Genomic DNA, 16,628 nt, shown 5'->3' with positions numbered 1-16,628 from the left:
CATGATCAATGAGCATTCCATTTCAAAGACAACAATTAAGGAAATATTTTATCATGGGAACGCCAAATTGCAGGGGTAAGGATCCAGTTACTTTGCTAAAGGCTGCACTTGATGCTGGGATCACTGCATTTCAGTTCCGGGAAAAAGGAAAAGGATCCTTAACAGGCAACAAAAAGCTAACCCTAGGACTAACATTCCGCCACCTGTGCTTAGACTACAATGTTCCATTTATCGTCAATGATGACATCGAATTAGCGAAATCACTTGATGCAGACTGGATCCACGTTGGCCAGGACGATCAACCTGTTGAGCGTGTACGCGAACAGTTCCCTGACAAAATCATTGGACTCTCTGTATCAAACAATCATGAGGTACAATCAAGTCCAATATCTTTCGTGGATTATGTTGGAGCCGGGCCTATTTTTCAGACCACATCAAAGGAAAATGCCAAAGAGCCAGTCGGTTTGCCTTGGATACAAACATTAAGCAAAAAATTCCCGAATCTACCTATTGTTGGCATCGGAGGGATTACTACGGAAAATGCAGCATCGGTCATTGATTCTGGGGCGGATGGCGTATCGGTTATTTCCGCTATTACACAGGCCGAGAATATTAAAGAAGCTGTTATGGGACTATAATTTTTAAATAAAGCTGCTCCTCACCATACGTGGAGCAGCTTTGACTTTTACCTTTATTCATTTTGATCCGCATAAACAGCCATTGCTTCACACATAAATTCAGCCAATCCATCGCCAAATTGGTCAATGTTTTTCTTGAAACGATCATCAGCTATATACATTTGGCCAAGCCCTTTGAACGCGGCCAATGAATAATTTCCGATTTGATTCAAGTAATCATACCATTTCTTAATGGCTGCCTGTGCCTTATCCGATTCAGGATTCTCATGGCGAATGGCTGCCAGTTCACGATACAAGGCATTAAAATTATCAGCCAATGCTTGCTGCTCATGCTTAGACATCTTGTTTACCTTAGCACTCGATTCATCCACTGCCTGATCCCCCCATTGATCGCGTGCCTCTTGCTCATATGGGTTATGGCTAAAATCAAAACCGGCAAATTTTTCTTTATCCGTCATATCCAACTCTCCTTTCCTGTTCTGTATTGTCTTATCAACCAAGCCAATCATGTTATCAAGCCGTCTGCGTTTTTCGAGCAACATATTCCGCTGCACTGCTAGCGCCTCGTCCCTGTCAAATGATGAGCTGTTGATAATTTCTTTGATCTTTTTCAAAGGGAAGCCCAGTTCTTTGAAAAACAAAATCTGCTGCAACATATCCAGGTCTTTGCTGGAATAAATGCGGTAACCTGATTCTGTAGTGTCTTCCGGAGTTAGTAACCCAATTTCATCATAATGATGTAGTGTGCGCACACTAATACCCACTAGATCAGCTACTTCTTTTACTTTCATCATGAACAGTAACCTTCCCTTCAATAACTACTATAATCCCTAACGTAACGTTAGAGTCAATAACAAAATAAAAAATAGGAAACCGCCATTTACAAAAGGGCAGTTTCCTATTTTTATTCATTTGCTGCATTTGTTGGCATTTCCCTTGGCGAAGCCCGATATACAAACAAGGATAGGATAAATGCAAGTACGGCGATACCAAATGAAATCAAATACACCAGCTCGACACCTGCAACCATCGATTCGCTAATCGTCGTCGGATCGTTTGGATTGGTAGCCTTACTCAAAAAGCTGCCTTGACGCGCACTCATAATACTAATGAATACCGAAACACCTATCGCGCCTGCTACAGGCTGAAGAGTTGTCATAACTGCTGTTCCATGAGGATACAAATGCTTTGGCAGCTGGTTTAAGCCATTCGTTTCCGCCGGCATCATCATGGCTGAAACGGATAACATTAGCAAAATATACCCAATAATAATCACCCATATCGGCGTGTGTAATCCTAATCTGCTCATCATGAACATCGTTGCACATAACACAGCAGAAGCAGGAATTAACATGACCCGCGGTCCGTATTTATCAAACAAATGACCCATCACCGGTGACATCAGTCCATTTAGTACACTTCCCGGCAATAAGACCAGCCCAGCTGTCGCGGCAGTTAACGCTAACGGTCCCTGCATATACATCGGCAAAATAATTTCAGACGCAAACATCGCCATAATAATAATCAAAAACATGATCACTGCATGTGCATACATCGGATACTTGAATACCCGAAGATCCAATAATGGCTCCTTTAGCTTTAATTGCCTCCATGCGAAAAAAATTAAAGCAATAACCGCAACGAGTATCGGAACATAAGCAATCGGCTGCAAGAAACCTTTATCTCCGTCACCTGCTGAACTAAAACCAAAGACAATCCCGCCAAATCCAATAGTGGAAAAAACAAGCGAGATAATATCGATTTTTGGCTTAGTAACTTCTGAGATGTTCTTTAAATATTTATAAGCAAAAGCGATGGAAAACAAGGCAAATGGAATAACGGTGATAAATAAAAAACGCCAGCCCAAATGCTCCACAATAATACCGGATAGTGTCGGCCCGCTTGCTGGTGCGAACATAATCACCAATCCCACAATACCCATCACTTTCCCCCGACGATGCGGCGGATAAATTAACAGGAAGACATTAAAAATAATCGGCAGCAACAGTCCTGTCCCCACCGCTTGTATCAACCGGCCGGTTAACAAAATCGGAAATGTTGGCGCCATTGCACAAATGGCCGTCCCTATTGTAAAAATCGTCATCGTACCTAAAAATAATTGCCGGGTGGTAAACCATTGGATTAATACCGCTGATGCCGGAATAACAATCCCCATCATTAACATAAACCCCGTCGCCATCCATTGAACCGTACTTACGGAAATAGCAAATTGCTCCATTAAGGTTGTAAGAGCTATATTCAATAATGTTTCATTTAATATCGCAAAAAAAGCACCAATCATGAACGAAATCATTATCGGCATTATTTTGGCATTGGGATCATCCGCTAAAAATTCATATTTCTTTGGCTGCTTATCGCTAGTCATTCCATAACCCTCCTTCTGATTAACCCGCCTTAACGGGCAGTAAGACCCCCACTGAATGAAGTTTCACTTTATGGCATAAAAAAATACAAGCCCATCAAGTAAGCCTGCATACTCAAAAAAATGTGAGGCTGCTGAAAGAGTAACGTTTTGAAAATCTCTGCATCTCGCACATCTCAGGTCTGCTGCCGCACGTTTCAGCCCGTTTTCTTCCAAACGATTATGAAAGGTACTTTTTCAGTGATCCCGAAAAGGGCAATGAAGGGGCTGTGTATTCCTATTAACCTTTCTTTTGCTAAATAGATAATACTTCCATCATTCAGTATTTCCTTTACTGTTGAAATTCCGTTTGAAAAAGTAACGCAATATTACTACAAACGAAGCAATTAATCAAGTAGTTGGTTATTCATCTTCATTATTTTTATTTTAGCCCAACCAGATCTGGACATTTATCCATATAGTGAAGAGAAATCTCTTTTATAGGAGGAAAAGTTATGAACTATTATTGGCAACAGCCCCCATATATGGATGATTATGAACGGCAAATTTTTCACTTCCCGGACTTTTTTGGTAATACAGGACAACCAGGATCACATGGTGGAAACGCTGGTTTCCCAGGGATACCAGGGCAAGGATCTCCGGGATCTCCGGGTTTTCCGGGTTTTCCGGGATTTCCAGGATCCCCTGGAAACGGAGGATCACATGGTGGGCCTGGTGGTGGGCAAGCAATTGGCGCACCGACGGCTCCCCCACCATCCTTCACACCGGAACAGCCGCAGTTTCAGGCCTTCGCAGTTGATCCGGGGGCTATCCGTGGCTGTTTATACCGATTCACCTACGTATGGTTAAATCGGGGCTCCTTTTGGTTTTATCCTGTATTTGTCGGAAGAAACTCCGTGTCCGGTTTTAGATGGCAACGAAACAGATGGGTCTACTTTGGCATTAGCTTAGATCAGATACAATCCTTTCAATGCTTTTAACATAAATGCCATCTTAGGTTTGATGTTTGTTCTTATCGTTCAACTGACACACCCACCCAAACATGAGCCCTCCTTCGCTCATAAAGTATAGAAAAGGAGGGTTTGTATATGTATCAACTAGCATTATTCTATTTAGCCTGCGTATTAGCAGGATTTGGACTCGCCAACCTTCCCACGTCTACAGTAATCACACCGGAAATAGCCGAATTTTTCCAAGCAATTGGCGGGATTGCCATGGTTGTGTTCGCTTTAGCCGTATTGTACCTTGGAGTAAAATCCTTATTCCAGAAAAAATTTTAAGTCCAGTTTAAAAGGAGGCAATCATTCGCCTCCTTTTACTTATTTTGCTTTTATTTCTTCCACAATGGTTTCTACTTCATCCCGGGAGATTTTTTCTCGTCCTTGTTGCAAGGCCTTAATTGTTCGTTTTGCCAATGCAAGAGGGATCCGGCAGAATAATAAGATATTTCGGTTTGAAATATCCTTCATATATGCATCGGCAAGAGCGAGATTCCTCTCGGTATACGTAAATAAATCCTCTCGTGTCCAGCCATCCGGAACAAAGTGTACCCCGCGTTCGGAATCTTCATCCTGATTCCGTAAAATATTGACTGCTTGTAAACCCCGTCCATAGCCAATTGCCAAATCGCGATCGGTGACTGTTCCATCATACCATTCCCAAATATCGGAAAGCATGACACCAACTAGCCCAGCCACATAGTAGGTATAATCATCTAAATCAGCTTCGTTCTTAATATACCAATCCTTTTCAGTCCAATCAGCCATCCCAGCTGCCATGACACTAGTTGAATGTTTTACCTTTTCCACAATGTCTGGTGGACAAACAGCAATCCAATCTCCCAGGCGCAACGTCACTTCCGGCAATTGTCTGCTGTAAGGTGCAATCAGTTCCTCATATGCTCCGCGATCAAAGTCTTTCTGTAAAAGGCTGCTTGTCGATCGTAATAGATACTGCTTGGTTGCTGAATCTAATGCTTCATGGTCTTCGATTTCATCAACTGCCCGCATGCATAGATAAGCAGACCCCACCGTTTTCTTTAGTTTCGGTTTCAGCAGACTGATTGGTATGTAAAACGTTCTACTTGTTTGCTTTAACATGTGCATTGCATCTTTTTGTAAACTTGCGCTGTGACTCAAAGATTCCACACCTTCCTACTCTATCTTATTTTATTATATCAAAAAAGGGAAACGAATGATATATTTACCAACCCAAGTCCGTTCATTTACCATTTAAAATTCTCATCAAACTCTAATCTTATTCACATTACCCTCTCATGATGACCATGCAAAATAAAGTGGAAGGGATTGAGAACAGCATGGCAATTGAAATTTTTACAAGGAAAGAACAAAAGTACCTGATAACGAAGGAACAATACACCCTTTTAATGGAACAAATCATGCCTTGGATGCGCGCGGATAAATTTGGCGAAGATGGCAGATATACCGTTACCAGCCTGTACTTTGACAGCAATGATCATACCATTTACTTTGAAACCAAAAACAAGTTGAAATTTCGGCAAAAGCTACGTCTTCGGGTTTATAACCAGACAGATTTGGCTGGAACATCCTTTTTCGAAGTAAAACAAAAACACAAAAAGGTCGTCAATAAGCGGCGGATGCTTCTTCCACTGCTAGAAGCCTATCGCTATCTGGATGACGCCGGGAATGATTACATTAACTTTGCCGATTATGACGCATCAAATCAACAGGTTTTCCGGGAAATCGACTATTTTCTTACCTTATACACGTTACGGCCAACTATGATCGTCAGTTATGATCGACATGCCCTCCACGGATTGTATGACCCAGAATTGCGGATCACATGTGACCTAAACTTGCGCTGTCGAGATGATGATTTATCGCTAGAGCATGGAGCCTTTGGCGAACATTTTATTGATCCGAATCTAGTGGTATTAGAAGTGAAGGTAAATGATAGTGTTCCATTGTGGCTTACACGCATTTTACAAGCACTAGATTGTCAGCAAAGAAGTGCATCCAAGTACTGCACAAGTATGGAGCTGCTTAAAGGGGAAGAATTGCCAATTCAAACAACAAAAGAATATGAGTTTGCAGGAGGAAGATAAAATGGAAATGATTGAATCGCTTTTTTCACAGGATAGTAGTTCGACAAACATTTGGATGGTAGTCACTGCTTTAGTAGTAAGCACGTTGCTCAGTTTAATCATCACAAAAGTTTACATGATAACCTTTACTGGAGAACGTTACTCGCAGGCCTTTGTTCATACCATTATTATACTTAGTGTTATCGTCTCGGTTGTCATGAATGTCGTAAGCGATAATGCTGGTGTTGCCTTTGGATTGTTTGCCATTTTTTCTTTAATACGCTTCCGCAGTGCCGTGACAAACGTGAAAGACATCGCCTACATCTTTTTTGGATTATGTGTTGGTATGACATGCGGGTTATTTCAATTTGATTTAGCTATTATCCTCACCATATTTGCTAGTATTGTATTTTACTTGCTTTATAAATTCCAATACGGAAAAGGAAAGGATACCCAGATTCTCAAGGTCACCGTGCCGGAAAACTTAAATCACGAAAATCTGTTAAGCGATGTATTTGCGGAATACACCATTAGTCATAAACTGCGCCAAGTGGAAACAACTAATCTAGGGACGATGATCCTGTATACGTATGCCATTCGCAGTAAAAATGCAACAAATGATAAAGATTTGTTGGATCGTATTCGTGAAAAAAATGCTAATTTAAAGGTTTCCATTACTTATATGGAAACGGAATATTGATCATCAGAAAGGCGCTAAGAATTCTAAACAAGCGCCTTTTTCTCTATTAGCTCCAATTTAAAATCGCCAACCGCATTTTCTTCATATAAATTGGTAATTGATGTAGAATAGGAATGAATGGTCGCCCGGAATTCAATTTCTTTTACAGGAACTTGCACTTGAAAATCATTGGTATACAACAATGTTGTAATCTTATGATAATCCTTACTTTTCACCTTAAATTCAAATCCTATTTTATGCAATTCCCCGCCAGTCGTTTGATCGCGTATGATACAATCGTCAACGTAGTCCGTATGAAGGCTTACATGATTAATGATTACATCCATGATAATCGTTATCGCCTGCCTCTCCTCGTATTAATTATATTTTATCAATACGAGCGTCTGCAAAACAACCCGCAACAACTGAAACTTTCTGGCCAATCTATCCGTAAATAATTTAATCTATGGTTTTTGATGGAAAATCCACCCTTTATCATCTATAATACGTATCATAAGAGGAGAGATCCGCATGAAATCAATGAGTCGATTTATGAAATTTATTGGTGGCCGTGATCTATTTTTTGGACTTATTTTACTAATATTGATCGGTATCATCATTAGTATTTACCATAAAATAGCGTTTATTTTTCAACCAATAATCGTTATCTTTTCTACGATTGTGCCGCCTATTATTTTGGCATTTGTTGCGTACTATTTGTTAAATCCGATCATTAACCTGTTGGAACGAATTCACATCAGGCGAATTTGGGGTATTTTGATCATTGTTTTGGGATTAAGTGGCCTATTGACCGGAATAATCCTGCTTTCTGCCCCAGCAATCAGCACCCAAGTGAAGGACTTAGCGAAGGATTTACCGAATTACTTGGGGCAAATGGGAGAAAGCATGGAAGCATGGGTCGAGCACTCTTTCTTAGGGCCATATTATGATGAAGCCTATCAATGGCTGACCAATAATTTGCACGATTTGCCAAGTAAAATAGGTAACTACTTAGGCGGGGCGGTCGAAGGACTGTGGAATGTGGCTAGTACCATAACAAACATCGCGATTGCTATATTTACATTTCCATTTGTATTATTCTTCCTGCTAAAGGATGGTAAGAAGTTCAAATTGTATTGTTTAAAATTGTTTCCTCCTAAGTTCAGATCCGACGCGAATGAAATCATCCGAAATATGGATGTTCAGGTAGGGTCGTACATTCAGGGACAAATCATTGTCGCGACTTGTATCGGTATCTTGTTATTTGCAGGCTACTTAATTATCGGATTGGATTATGCGATTACCCTTGCCATCACAGCTGCGGTTACCAGTGTGGTGCCCTATCTCGGTCCAATTATCGCTATCTCACCGGCCATTATTATTGCCATTGTGCATTCGCCGTTTATGTTATTTAAACTAGCGGTTGTATGGGCGGTTGTCCAATTACTGGAAGGGCATTTTATTTCGCCAAATATTATGGGGCGGACAATGAAAATTCACCCGCTGACCATTATCTTTGTTTTATTGTGTGCCGGAAATCTGTTCGGACTTGTAGGGGTTATTCTCGGAATTCCTGGCTATGCCATTTTAAAGGTCATTGTCAGTTACGTATTTAACAAATTCAAACATCGGTATGATCGTTTTTATGGCGACGACCACGGCGCATATGAATCGACACATTATACAGAATAATAAACGGCGGCTGCCCGTAAAAAGGCAGTCGCCGTGCTTATTTACTGGAAATATGAGCACCGGAAAGGAATGTAGTAATCGCATTCAGCAATCCTTCAGCTAATGGAAGCGTTAGATCAGAATAGGTCGCTATATTCCCTTCTCTATCCGTTGGTGCTTCTTTCAACACATGATTCATTGTTTCAATCAGCATCATCTTTGCATCGAGATTTGCCGCTGCAAGTTCTTCTGCATCCTGGACAGCTACTTGCAAATCGTTCTTTCCATTGATAATTAGAGTGGGCATATCTAATCGGGCTATCTCCCTGGCTGGATCAAATTTCATCCAGGAGATTAAAAAAGGTTGCACACTTGGCCGAAACAAACTTTGCAATCGACTGTCTACATTCGTTACGGTTTTACCTTGCTTTAATTGCTGCAAAATTTGCTGACTTTCCGCTTGCAAATCATCTGGAAGCGTTTTTAACTGCTCGCCCAACACGTCATCAAGCGAGTGTCCCGCCCCGGCAATCGAGATAAACGCATTCACGTCAGATTCTTCTGCTGCTAACATCCCAACAAGCGAGCCCTGACTATGGCCAATTACAATGATGTCGGAAAACCGACTATCTTCCTGCAACTCCGTAATCCACTGCTTAGCATCGGTGACAAATTGATCAAATCGCATGTCTTTTTCATCGGTCACTGCTTGAGTATTCTTACCGGCACCTCGTTTATCATAGCGCAAACTGGCAATGTCATTTTCTGCAAGTCCCTCGGCAAGCAATTTCAAGCTATCATTTTTGCCCGCTATACCAGGGGAATTTCCATTACGATCAGTCGGGCCTGAACCCGGTATGATCAATGCCACTGGAAACTGCTCCCCTTCTTCCGGTGTAAGAAGCGAACCGTACAGTGTTCCTGTTGTCGTCTCAATCGATAAAAAATCTTCGTCGTCTTTCTCCGTTTGAACACCGTCACTCCCCTTCTTAACATGAAACGGAAAGCTCTGACCATTCTGGGTGAACGTCCCTTCTATTTTATCCACCTTCACAGTACCAGAAAAATGAACCTTTTGACCGGGCAATGGCATATCAAAGGAGACTTGGTCCTGTTCTACCTTTATATTAGATAATGAAAAGTCCGCCACATGTTGTATTGGGATGCTGATTGATCCTTCTGTGGAATCATCCATTTCCTTGAATTTCAGTGTAATCTCTAGTGGCTGATCTGGTATTTCAACTTCACCACCCCACGTTCCTGCTAATGTTACCGGTTGATTGGCTTTTTCCATCTTTTTCTGATTTTCCTTCATATCATCACACCCTGCCATTATAATTATAAGTGCGTGTTCAAAAAGGAGGATAAAAAGGACCGAGAAGTTCGAGGCGGCGTAGTTTCGAGTAGCAGAATGTATGCAAATAGATACATGAGCAGCGGAGAAACAAGCCAACGAAGAAATTCGATGTGTCATTTTTACCGGACTTTTTGAACAGCCTCTATAAGCAATATAACAATGATAATCCCTTTGACCTTCATCTCGTACCAACACCTCTATTTCCTTTCTACACACCAAGCAAAATTGGTATGCCAACCGCTACTCCAATAATAACCAAGATGATGATCCAGGATAATGGATGGGCCCAATTATTCGTCCAGCCAATCCCAAATCGTTTTTCCAAAAATAAGGACGGATCCTTCCTATTAAAATAAAACACCCCAAGTTTCCAGTATCGGTCATCATCACGATCAATAATCGAGCCATTGCCTGCTTTACCTACGTTGACCCTACTTCCGCCCTGACCTGTAGTAATCGATAATACAATGGAGCCAACGATGACTGCCCCTATCATAACGAATGTGGTAACCATTAGAATTTGTTGATCAACAGGATAAACGAACGACAATTGTGTGAATGAAAACATCAACGTCAATCCAATTCCGGTTAAAATCGTGAAAGCTGACCATCGTCGTCTAAATCGGATATTTTGCTGCATGGATTTCTCCGGACTTTCGGCACTAATTTGCTGTTTTGCTTTTCCAATCATGATATTAATAAAAAGAAAAAGGAACGTTAAATACATTTGCATGACTGGCATCATTAGAACAGAGCGATACGTTTTATCTGCATAATTCGTGACCTCACCGGAAAAATTATATTGCATCGGTATTTTTTCAGGTATTTGCTGATACGATACAAGCGTAACAATGACCGTTAGTATCGTTAACACAAACGGAAACAAAAACCAGCCATTTGAATAGATTAACTTTTGTTTGCGAAAACCCGTATCCACCACCACAAGCTGTGACTGTCCCCTAGACCAATCCGCCGCTTGTTTATACGTTGTCATCTTCTTGTGGAAGTACAAGTAAATGATAAAACTCACCATGAGATAAATGAATAAAAGAATACTGTACAATATGCTGATTTCATTTTCATCAAGAGTCATTGAAGCTGCCAGCAGCCAAAAAACACCCGTGACAATGACACTCATCAAGCCCACTAACCATACATACTGTTTGCGCATAGCACGTAACTCTGCTTGGTAATATACCTCTTCCGGAATCGATACCCCAAAGCTTTCTGTTTTTCTCGTCCAATACGGAATAAACATGAGGGATAAAAAAACAGGAACCATTATCACAATGAGTAAGAATACACCCATGTTCATCTCCTCCTCTCTTCATGAAATTCTACAAATAATTGATCACAAAGCTCCATAAATTCCTGTTTGGTTATTCCCCGACAAATGGATTCAGCAATTACCGGGTGTAACATGTTTGCTAACTTATTACGATACTCCTCATCTGCCTTCGGGGGCCCATCAGGATTGATCACAACACCCTTCTGCCGGTGAATCAAAATAAACCCTTCCTGTTTCAATTGTTGATACGCCTTGCTTACCGTATGCAGGTTAATTCCAATATCAGACGCCATTACCCGAACGGAAGGTAGATCTTCTCCCGGCTTCAATTCTTTTTTGGCAATACCTGCAATTATTTGGTGCTTTAATTGCGTATAGATTGGTTCAGTTGACTCAAAATCCAGCTTCATATACACATCAAATCACATCCTTCTCTCTTTTGTAATAACTGTTATATTTATAGTATAACAGTTATTACATGATGTCAATTCCCTTTTTTAAAGATAGACTGTTATAACAAAAAGAATATTTCATCCTTGTATTCCATTCGCTAAGTAATTATTATGGTAAGGGTACGTTATAGAAAGGAAGCTTGAAGTATGGATAAGCGTGTATATTTATTGATGGTTATATCGTTTGTGGTTGGGATGGTCGAATTAATCATCGGGGGGATACTGGACTTAATTGCAGAAGATTTAGATGTCAGCCTTGGAAAAGCAGGCTTTTTGATCACGATTTTTTCATTGATTTTTGCCATTGCCTCCCCAATTCTGCTTATCCTTACTGCCGGAATCGAACGAAAACGATTAACCACCATTTCACTGTTTATATTTTTATTAGGAAATATCATTACAGTTTTCAGTCCCACCTATACAGTATTATTTATTGGGCGAATTGTTTCGGCAACAAGTGGAGCATTATTAATCATTTTATGTTTGACCCTGGCTCCAAGTATTGTCGATCCTAAATACCGCGGACGGGCGATCGGCATTGTTTCCATGGGAGTCAGCGCATCCATTGTTTTAGGAATCCCGATTGGCTTAATATTAGGAAACCTATTTAGCTGGCGGGCGCCATTTGTGCTAATCACGATTCTAACAGCGCTTTCCATTTTCTTTGTTCATTTTTTTATGGATCGTGTAGCACCAAAACCATCGATTCCACTTCGAAAACAGTTGGCAACACTTAAAAACCGAAAAATATTTTTTGGGCAAGCCACCACGTTCCTGTTTTTAGCTGGACACTCCGTTCTATATGCTTATTTCACACCATTTGTTAAAGAAACGCTGGGTCTAGGGGGGACCTGGATTAGTATTATCTATCTATTATTCGGAATTGCAGCAGTAAGTGGAGGCGGGTTTGGTGGAACATTAGCTGACACGATTGGTGCCAAACAGACCGTGCTTACATCGATTATTGTGTATGGCATTGCGATTATAGCACTTCCTTTTACAACATTTTATTTACCGGTGTTTCTGATTAATATGGTCCTCTGGGGCGCGACGAACTGGTCCATCTCACCTCCCATGCAGAGTTACCTGATTAACACATCACCGGAAACGTCTGATGTTCAGCAAGGCTTAAACAATTCGGCCTTACATCTTGGTATTGCAATTGGATCATTCATTGGCGGGTTAGTAATTGAACAAGCATCCATTCACTACAACCCATTTATCGGGGCACTGGTGATTGTTTTTGCCTTGGTAACAGCGCTTATTTCTATGTATGATGAATTCCCCCTTTTCAATAGAGGAAGATATAAAAGGACACGGGTTTGATCAAGATTACTGAAAAAGCACCATTCATAGTCGTTTGGAAGAAAACTGCTAAGACGTGTGAAAGCAGGAATGAAACAAACGTGCAAGAGCAGGCCCGAAACGAGCGACAATGCGCCAAAACGGGCGGGAGCAGACCTGAATCGTGCGACAACACATCCAAAACGGGCGGGACCAGGCCTGAAACGTGCGACAACACATCCAAAACGGGCGGGAAGCAGAAGTTTAAAACGAATCCATTTCACTTTTTCAGTAGCCTCCTTTGCTCCGTGCCCTTTGTTTATGTCGTACGTTTAGGTTGCGAATTCATTTCCATGGTTAACCGTCACCGTCTTGATAACTAGTCACATAATCCCTCTCCTTTACCATCTCGATGTTTTGCAAACCCTTACATCAAACTTTTCCAAATTATTATGCAAAAACGCTTGCTATATGCGTTTTTGATGTTTACAATGCTATTAATATCTCAATTAATTGTCGTACTATTATGGATATGGGGTGAGTAAATGAAAGATACTGTATCAATCGGTTTATTAGGTTTAGGTGTTGTTGGCTCTGGGGTTATCACACTTATTGAAGAACATCAAGAAAAACTTGTCCATCAGCTCGGTTGTGGTGTAGAGGTTAAAAAGGTACTTGTTCGTGATTTAGAAAAAGCACGTGACGTTCAAGTCGATCCTGCCTATTTAACAACTGACCCCAATGACGTGTTACATAACCCGGAAATTGATGTCGTTGTTGAGGTAATGGGTGGCATTGATGAAGCCCGTCAACATATATTAGAAGCATTCGCAACAAAAAAACATGTTGTAACTGCAAATAAAGATTTAATCGCGTTACACGGACCGGAACTACAGGATGTAGCCAACAGAAATCAATGTGATCTATTCTATGAAGCTAGTGTTGCCGGTGGTATTCCAATTTTGCGCGGACTTGCTGATGGACTAGTTTCAGATCGAATTCAACAAGTCATGGGTATCGTAAATGGCACTACAAATTACATATTAACCAAAATGGACGAAGACGGTGTCTCGTATGAGAGTGCATTAAAAGAAGCACAGGAACTCGGGTTTGCGGAGTCCGATCCTACTGCAGACGTAGAAGGTCTCGATGCCGCACGTAAAATGGCTATCCTTTCACGTCTTGCCTTTTCCACAGATGTAGAATTATCGGATGTAGAGGTTAGCGGTATCTCCAACATTGCACTTGCTGATTTAGAATATGGAAAACAATTAGGGTACACGATGAAATTAATTGGTTATGCCAATTGTGCTAACCAGCTACTCGAGGTAAATGTCCAGCCAACATTCCTTTCTGATAAACATCCGCTTGCCGCTGTTAAAAATGAATACAATGCCGTATATGTGAGTGGCGAAGCGGTTGGCGAAACCATGTTTTATGGCGCAGGTGCTGGCAGTTTGCCGACTGCTACTGCAATCATGGCCGATGTTGTTACGGTTATTACCAACATGCGATTAGGGGTAAACGGGCGACGTTTTACTTCCCCGTTGTTCAAAAAAGAGCTAACCCCTGCAGACAAACGATTTGGTCAATTTTATATTCGGATGCACGTCAAAGATGAGGTTGGCGCCTTTGCATCTATTTCTGATTTGTTTAATCAAATGGGTATCAGCTTTGAGCGAATCCTGCAAATCCCCCGCAGCAAAACAGAATTGGCTGAAGTTGTCCTGGTCACCCATCGAACCGCGTTAGCAAACTTTAACGATTCGATGAAGCAACTGAACAGTTTGGATGTCGTGGAAAGTGTAGAAAGCTCATTCCGGGTTGAAGGAGATGGAGACAAATGAACAACTGGCCAGGTTTACTAAAACATTATGCAGACTATTTACCAATAACGGGGGAAACTCCTGCACTGACATTAAAGGAAGGAAATACGCCGCTGATTCACTTCCCACACCTTTCCAAGCAATTGGGTATAGAATTACACGGAAAAGTGGAAGGAGCCAATCCAACAGGGTCCTTTAAAGACCGGGGAATGGTTATGGCGGTTGCCAAGGCGAAAGAAGAAGGAAGTACATCGGTCATTTGTGCATCAACCGGGAATACTTCTGCCTCGGCTGCCGCTTATGCCGCCCAGGCTGGAATGCGGGCGATTATTGTTATCCCCAAAGGCAAAGTTGCTCTTGGTAAGCTTGCTCAAGCAATGATGTATGGAGCGGAGATTGTCGAAATTGACGGCAACTTTGATGACGCCTTAAAAATGGTGAAACGAGTAAGCGAACATTCCCCTGTTACCCTGGTTAACTCGGTTAATCCCTACCGGTTAGAAGGGCAAAAGACCGCAGCCTTCGAAGTTTGCGAACAACTCGGTACAGCTCCCGATATACTGGCAATACCTGTAGGAAACGCAGGGAATATTAGCGCATATTGGAAAGGATTTAAAGAGTATCACGAATATAAACAAACAAGTCTACCAATAATGGCAGGATTCGAGGCAGAGGGTGCCTCAGCAATTGTTCAAAATAAAGTTATTGAACAGCCAGAAACCGTTGCAACAGCGATTCGGATTGGAAATCCTGCAAGCTGGAATCTTGCAACAAAAGCGCGAGATGAATCTAATGGAAAAATTGGTTCCGTATCCGATGAAGAAATACTAAATGCCTTTCAATTATTAGCCAGCAAGGAAGGGGTTTTCGCCGAACCTGGCTCATGTGCTTCGATTGCTGGTGTTATACAGCAATGCGAGAAAGGCTGGATCAAACCGGGTAGTAAGGTTGTCGCAGTCTTGACCGGAAACGGATTAAAAGATCCGCAGACTGCCATTGACCAGTTGCATGTCGATCCTGTTTCCTTGCCAAACGATGAGGATACAGTGACCGCTTATATTGAAGATGTGGTGAAGCAATGAACATGTTTCGCATCACCGTACCAGCCAGTTCAGCCAACATCGGCCCTTGTTTTGATTCAGCTGGCCTGGCGTTGAATCGTTATTTAACATTGGATGTGATGGAGCATGATAAATGGGAGTTCGAGCATCACTCCCATTTACTTCCTTCCTCCACTAATCATGAAGATCACTTTATCTATCAAATCGCCAAACAAACAGCGAATATATATCAGAAGAAGTTACCAGCATGTAAGGTACTGGTAGATAGTCAAATCCCTCTGGCCCGCGGCCTTGGCAGTAGTGCCTCAGCAATTCTTGCCGGAATTGAACTGGCGAATCAACTGTGTGACCTTCGCTTGTCTGAACAGGAGAAGCTTGATACTGGTACGATCATTGAAGGTCACCCTGACAATATTGCTGCTGCATTATTTGGCGGTGTTGTCCTTTCATTAAAAAATGATGAGGAAGAAACTACCTACTTTCGTTTACCGTCACTAAATCTTGATCTAATTGTCTATATACCTAATTTTGAACTGAAAACAAAAGCTGCGAGAAATGCACTTCCCAAAAGTTACACCCGGCAGGAAGCAGCCCATGCAAGCGGAATTAGTAATTTAATGATTGCTGCGCTTATATCTGGTGATTATATACTAGCGGGCAAAATGATGGAGCAGGATATATTCCATGAACCATATCGGGCGTCACTAATTTCGAACTATCAGATGATAAGGGAGCATGCCAAAAAGTTTGGTGCTTATGGAACCGTGATCAGTGGTGCAGGCCCAACGTTAATTTCTTTTGTTCCTAAGGGTAAGGGGCGGACCATAGTTGAACAAGTCCATGCCCTCTTTTTGGATTATCAAGTGTCGGCATTAGCTTTGGATTTAAATGGGGTTCAAGTGAAATGACAATGGATACTAGATGT

The 16,628-nt window shown here is 41.5% G+C and carries 18 protein-coding genes; 10 read left to right on the top strand and 8 right to left on the bottom strand.

Annotated elements, in window-relative coordinates:
- Positions 1-8 precede the first annotated feature (8 nt).
- Complete coding sequence (gene thiE / locus WMZ97_RS08480; protein WP_343271641.1) at positions 9-638, top strand: thiamine phosphate synthase; 630 nt, start codon at positions 9-11, stop codon at positions 636-638.
- A gap of 53 nt (positions 639-691) precedes the next feature.
- On the opposite strand, the gene WMZ97_RS08475 is transcribed toward thiE, so the two are convergent.
- The 3 genes from WMZ97_RS08475 to WMZ97_RS08465 all read right to left on the bottom strand — a co-directional run bounded on the left by WMZ97_RS08475 (position 692) and on the right by WMZ97_RS08465 (position 3,759).
- On the bottom strand, positions 692-1,429 hold the full coding sequence (locus WMZ97_RS08475) for a MerR family transcriptional regulator (RefSeq protein ID WP_343271693.1): 738 nt from the start codon (positions 1,427-1,429) through the stop codon (positions 692-694).
- Positions 1,430-1,542: 113 nt separating this feature from the next.
- The gene (locus WMZ97_RS08470) at positions 1,543-3,024 is read right to left on the bottom strand and encodes an MDR family MFS transporter (RefSeq protein ID WP_405027668.1); all 1,482 of its coding nucleotides are present in this window, start codon (positions 3,022-3,024) and stop codon (positions 1,543-1,545) included.
- 489 nt (positions 3,025-3,513) lie between these two features.
- On the bottom strand, positions 3,514-3,759 hold the full coding sequence (locus tag WMZ97_RS08465) for a hypothetical protein (protein ID WP_343271640.1): 246 nt from the start codon (positions 3,757-3,759) through the stop codon (positions 3,514-3,516).
- Positions 3,760-4,109: 350 nt separating this feature from the next.
- Here WMZ97_RS08465 and WMZ97_RS08460 point away from each other — a divergent pair, with 350 nt between their 5' ends.
- Positions 4,110-4,301: a hypothetical protein gene (locus WMZ97_RS08460; RefSeq protein WP_343271639.1), complete on the top strand. Its 192-nt coding sequence runs from the start codon at positions 4,110-4,112 to the stop codon at positions 4,299-4,301.
- Between the two features lie 39 nt (positions 4,302-4,340).
- On the opposite strand, the gene WMZ97_RS08455 is transcribed toward WMZ97_RS08460, so the two are convergent.
- Positions 4,341-5,120 carry a phytoene/squalene synthase family protein gene (locus WMZ97_RS08455; RefSeq protein WP_343271638.1) on the bottom strand — a complete coding sequence of 260 codons (780 nt, stop codon included), beginning with the start codon at positions 5,118-5,120 and terminating at the stop codon, positions 4,341-4,343.
- A gap of 218 nt (positions 5,121-5,338) precedes the next feature.
- On the opposite strand from WMZ97_RS08455, the gene WMZ97_RS08450 reads away from it, so the two are divergent.
- Both WMZ97_RS08450 and WMZ97_RS08445 read left to right on the top strand, forming a co-directional pair.
- Entirely contained in the window at positions 5,339-6,106 is a 768-nt protein-coding gene (locus tag WMZ97_RS08450) for a polyphosphate polymerase domain-containing protein (RefSeq protein ID WP_343271637.1), read from the top strand.
- A gap of 1 nt (position 6,107) precedes the next feature.
- Positions 6,108-6,785, top strand: coding sequence for a DUF4956 domain-containing protein (locus WMZ97_RS08445; protein ID WP_343271636.1), 678 nt, complete (start codon positions 6,108-6,110; stop codon positions 6,783-6,785).
- Positions 6,786-6,808: 23 nt separating this feature from the next.
- Here the strand turns inward: WMZ97_RS08445 and WMZ97_RS08440 are convergent, their stop codons facing one another.
- A complete protein-coding gene (locus tag WMZ97_RS08440) occupies positions 6,809-7,111 on the bottom strand; it encodes a DUF3219 family protein (RefSeq protein WP_343271635.1) in 303 nt (100 codons plus the stop codon).
- A 184-nt stretch (positions 7,112-7,295) separates the two neighbouring features.
- Between WMZ97_RS08440 and WMZ97_RS08435 the strand changes: the two genes are divergently transcribed.
- Positions 7,296-8,456 carry an AI-2E family transporter gene (locus WMZ97_RS08435; RefSeq protein WP_343271634.1) on the top strand — a complete coding sequence of 387 codons (1,161 nt, stop codon included), beginning with the start codon at positions 7,296-7,298 and terminating at the stop codon, positions 8,454-8,456.
- A 37-nt stretch (positions 8,457-8,493) separates the two neighbouring features.
- On the opposite strand, the gene WMZ97_RS08430 is transcribed toward WMZ97_RS08435, so the two are convergent.
- The 3 genes from WMZ97_RS08430 to WMZ97_RS08420 form a co-directional block, all read right to left on the bottom strand.
- On the bottom strand, positions 8,494-9,750 hold the full coding sequence (locus WMZ97_RS08430; RefSeq protein ID WP_343271633.1) for an alpha/beta hydrolase: 1,257 nt from the start codon (positions 9,748-9,750) through the stop codon (positions 8,494-8,496).
- A gap of 250 nt (positions 9,751-10,000) precedes the next feature.
- Positions 10,001-11,101 (bottom strand): DUF1648 domain-containing protein, encoded by a 1,101-nt coding sequence (locus WMZ97_RS08425; protein WP_343271632.1) that lies wholly within the window; start codon positions 11,099-11,101, stop codon positions 10,001-10,003.
- A gap of 2 nt (positions 11,102-11,103) precedes the next feature.
- Positions 11,104-11,496, bottom strand: a complete 393-nt coding sequence (locus WMZ97_RS08420) for a GntR family transcriptional regulator (protein ID WP_343271631.1) — start codon at positions 11,494-11,496, stop codon at positions 11,104-11,106.
- A 183-nt stretch (positions 11,497-11,679) separates the two neighbouring features.
- Between WMZ97_RS08420 and WMZ97_RS08415 the strand changes: the two genes are divergently transcribed.
- The 5 genes from WMZ97_RS08415 to thrB all read left to right on the top strand — a co-directional run bounded on the left by WMZ97_RS08415 (position 11,680) and on the right by thrB (position 16,611).
- Positions 11,680-12,858: an MFS transporter gene (locus WMZ97_RS08415; RefSeq protein ID WP_343271630.1), complete on the top strand. Its 1,179-nt coding sequence runs from the start codon at positions 11,680-11,682 to the stop codon at positions 12,856-12,858.
- Positions 12,859-12,927: 69 nt separating this feature from the next.
- The gene (locus WMZ97_RS08410) at positions 12,928-13,152 is read left to right on the top strand and encodes a hypothetical protein (protein WP_343271629.1); all 225 of its coding nucleotides are present in this window, start codon (positions 12,928-12,930) and stop codon (positions 13,150-13,152) included.
- A 209-nt stretch (positions 13,153-13,361) separates the two neighbouring features.
- Positions 13,362-14,663, top strand: coding sequence for a homoserine dehydrogenase (locus WMZ97_RS08405; RefSeq protein WP_343271628.1), 1,302 nt, complete (start codon positions 13,362-13,364; stop codon positions 14,661-14,663).
- Positions 14,660-15,724, top strand: a complete 1,065-nt coding sequence (gene thrC, locus WMZ97_RS08400; protein WP_343271627.1) for a threonine synthase — start codon at positions 14,660-14,662, stop codon at positions 15,722-15,724. The genes WMZ97_RS08405 and thrC overlap by 4 nt, the downstream gene beginning before the upstream one ends.
- On the top strand, positions 15,721-16,611 hold the full coding sequence (gene thrB, locus WMZ97_RS08395) for a homoserine kinase (RefSeq protein ID WP_343271626.1): 891 nt from the start codon (positions 15,721-15,723) through the stop codon (positions 16,609-16,611). Before thrC ends, thrB begins: the two co-directional genes overlap by 4 nt.
- The last annotated feature ends 17 nt before the right edge of the window (positions 16,612-16,628 follow it).

It is taken from the genome of Lentibacillus songyuanensis, assembly GCF_039548255.1.
GTDB lineage: Bacteria > Bacillota > Bacilli > Bacillales > Amphibacillaceae > Lentibacillus_C > Lentibacillus_C songyuanensis.
Note: the sequence above shows the minus strand (reverse complement) of the source record. Positions and strands in the feature narration are given on the sequence as shown.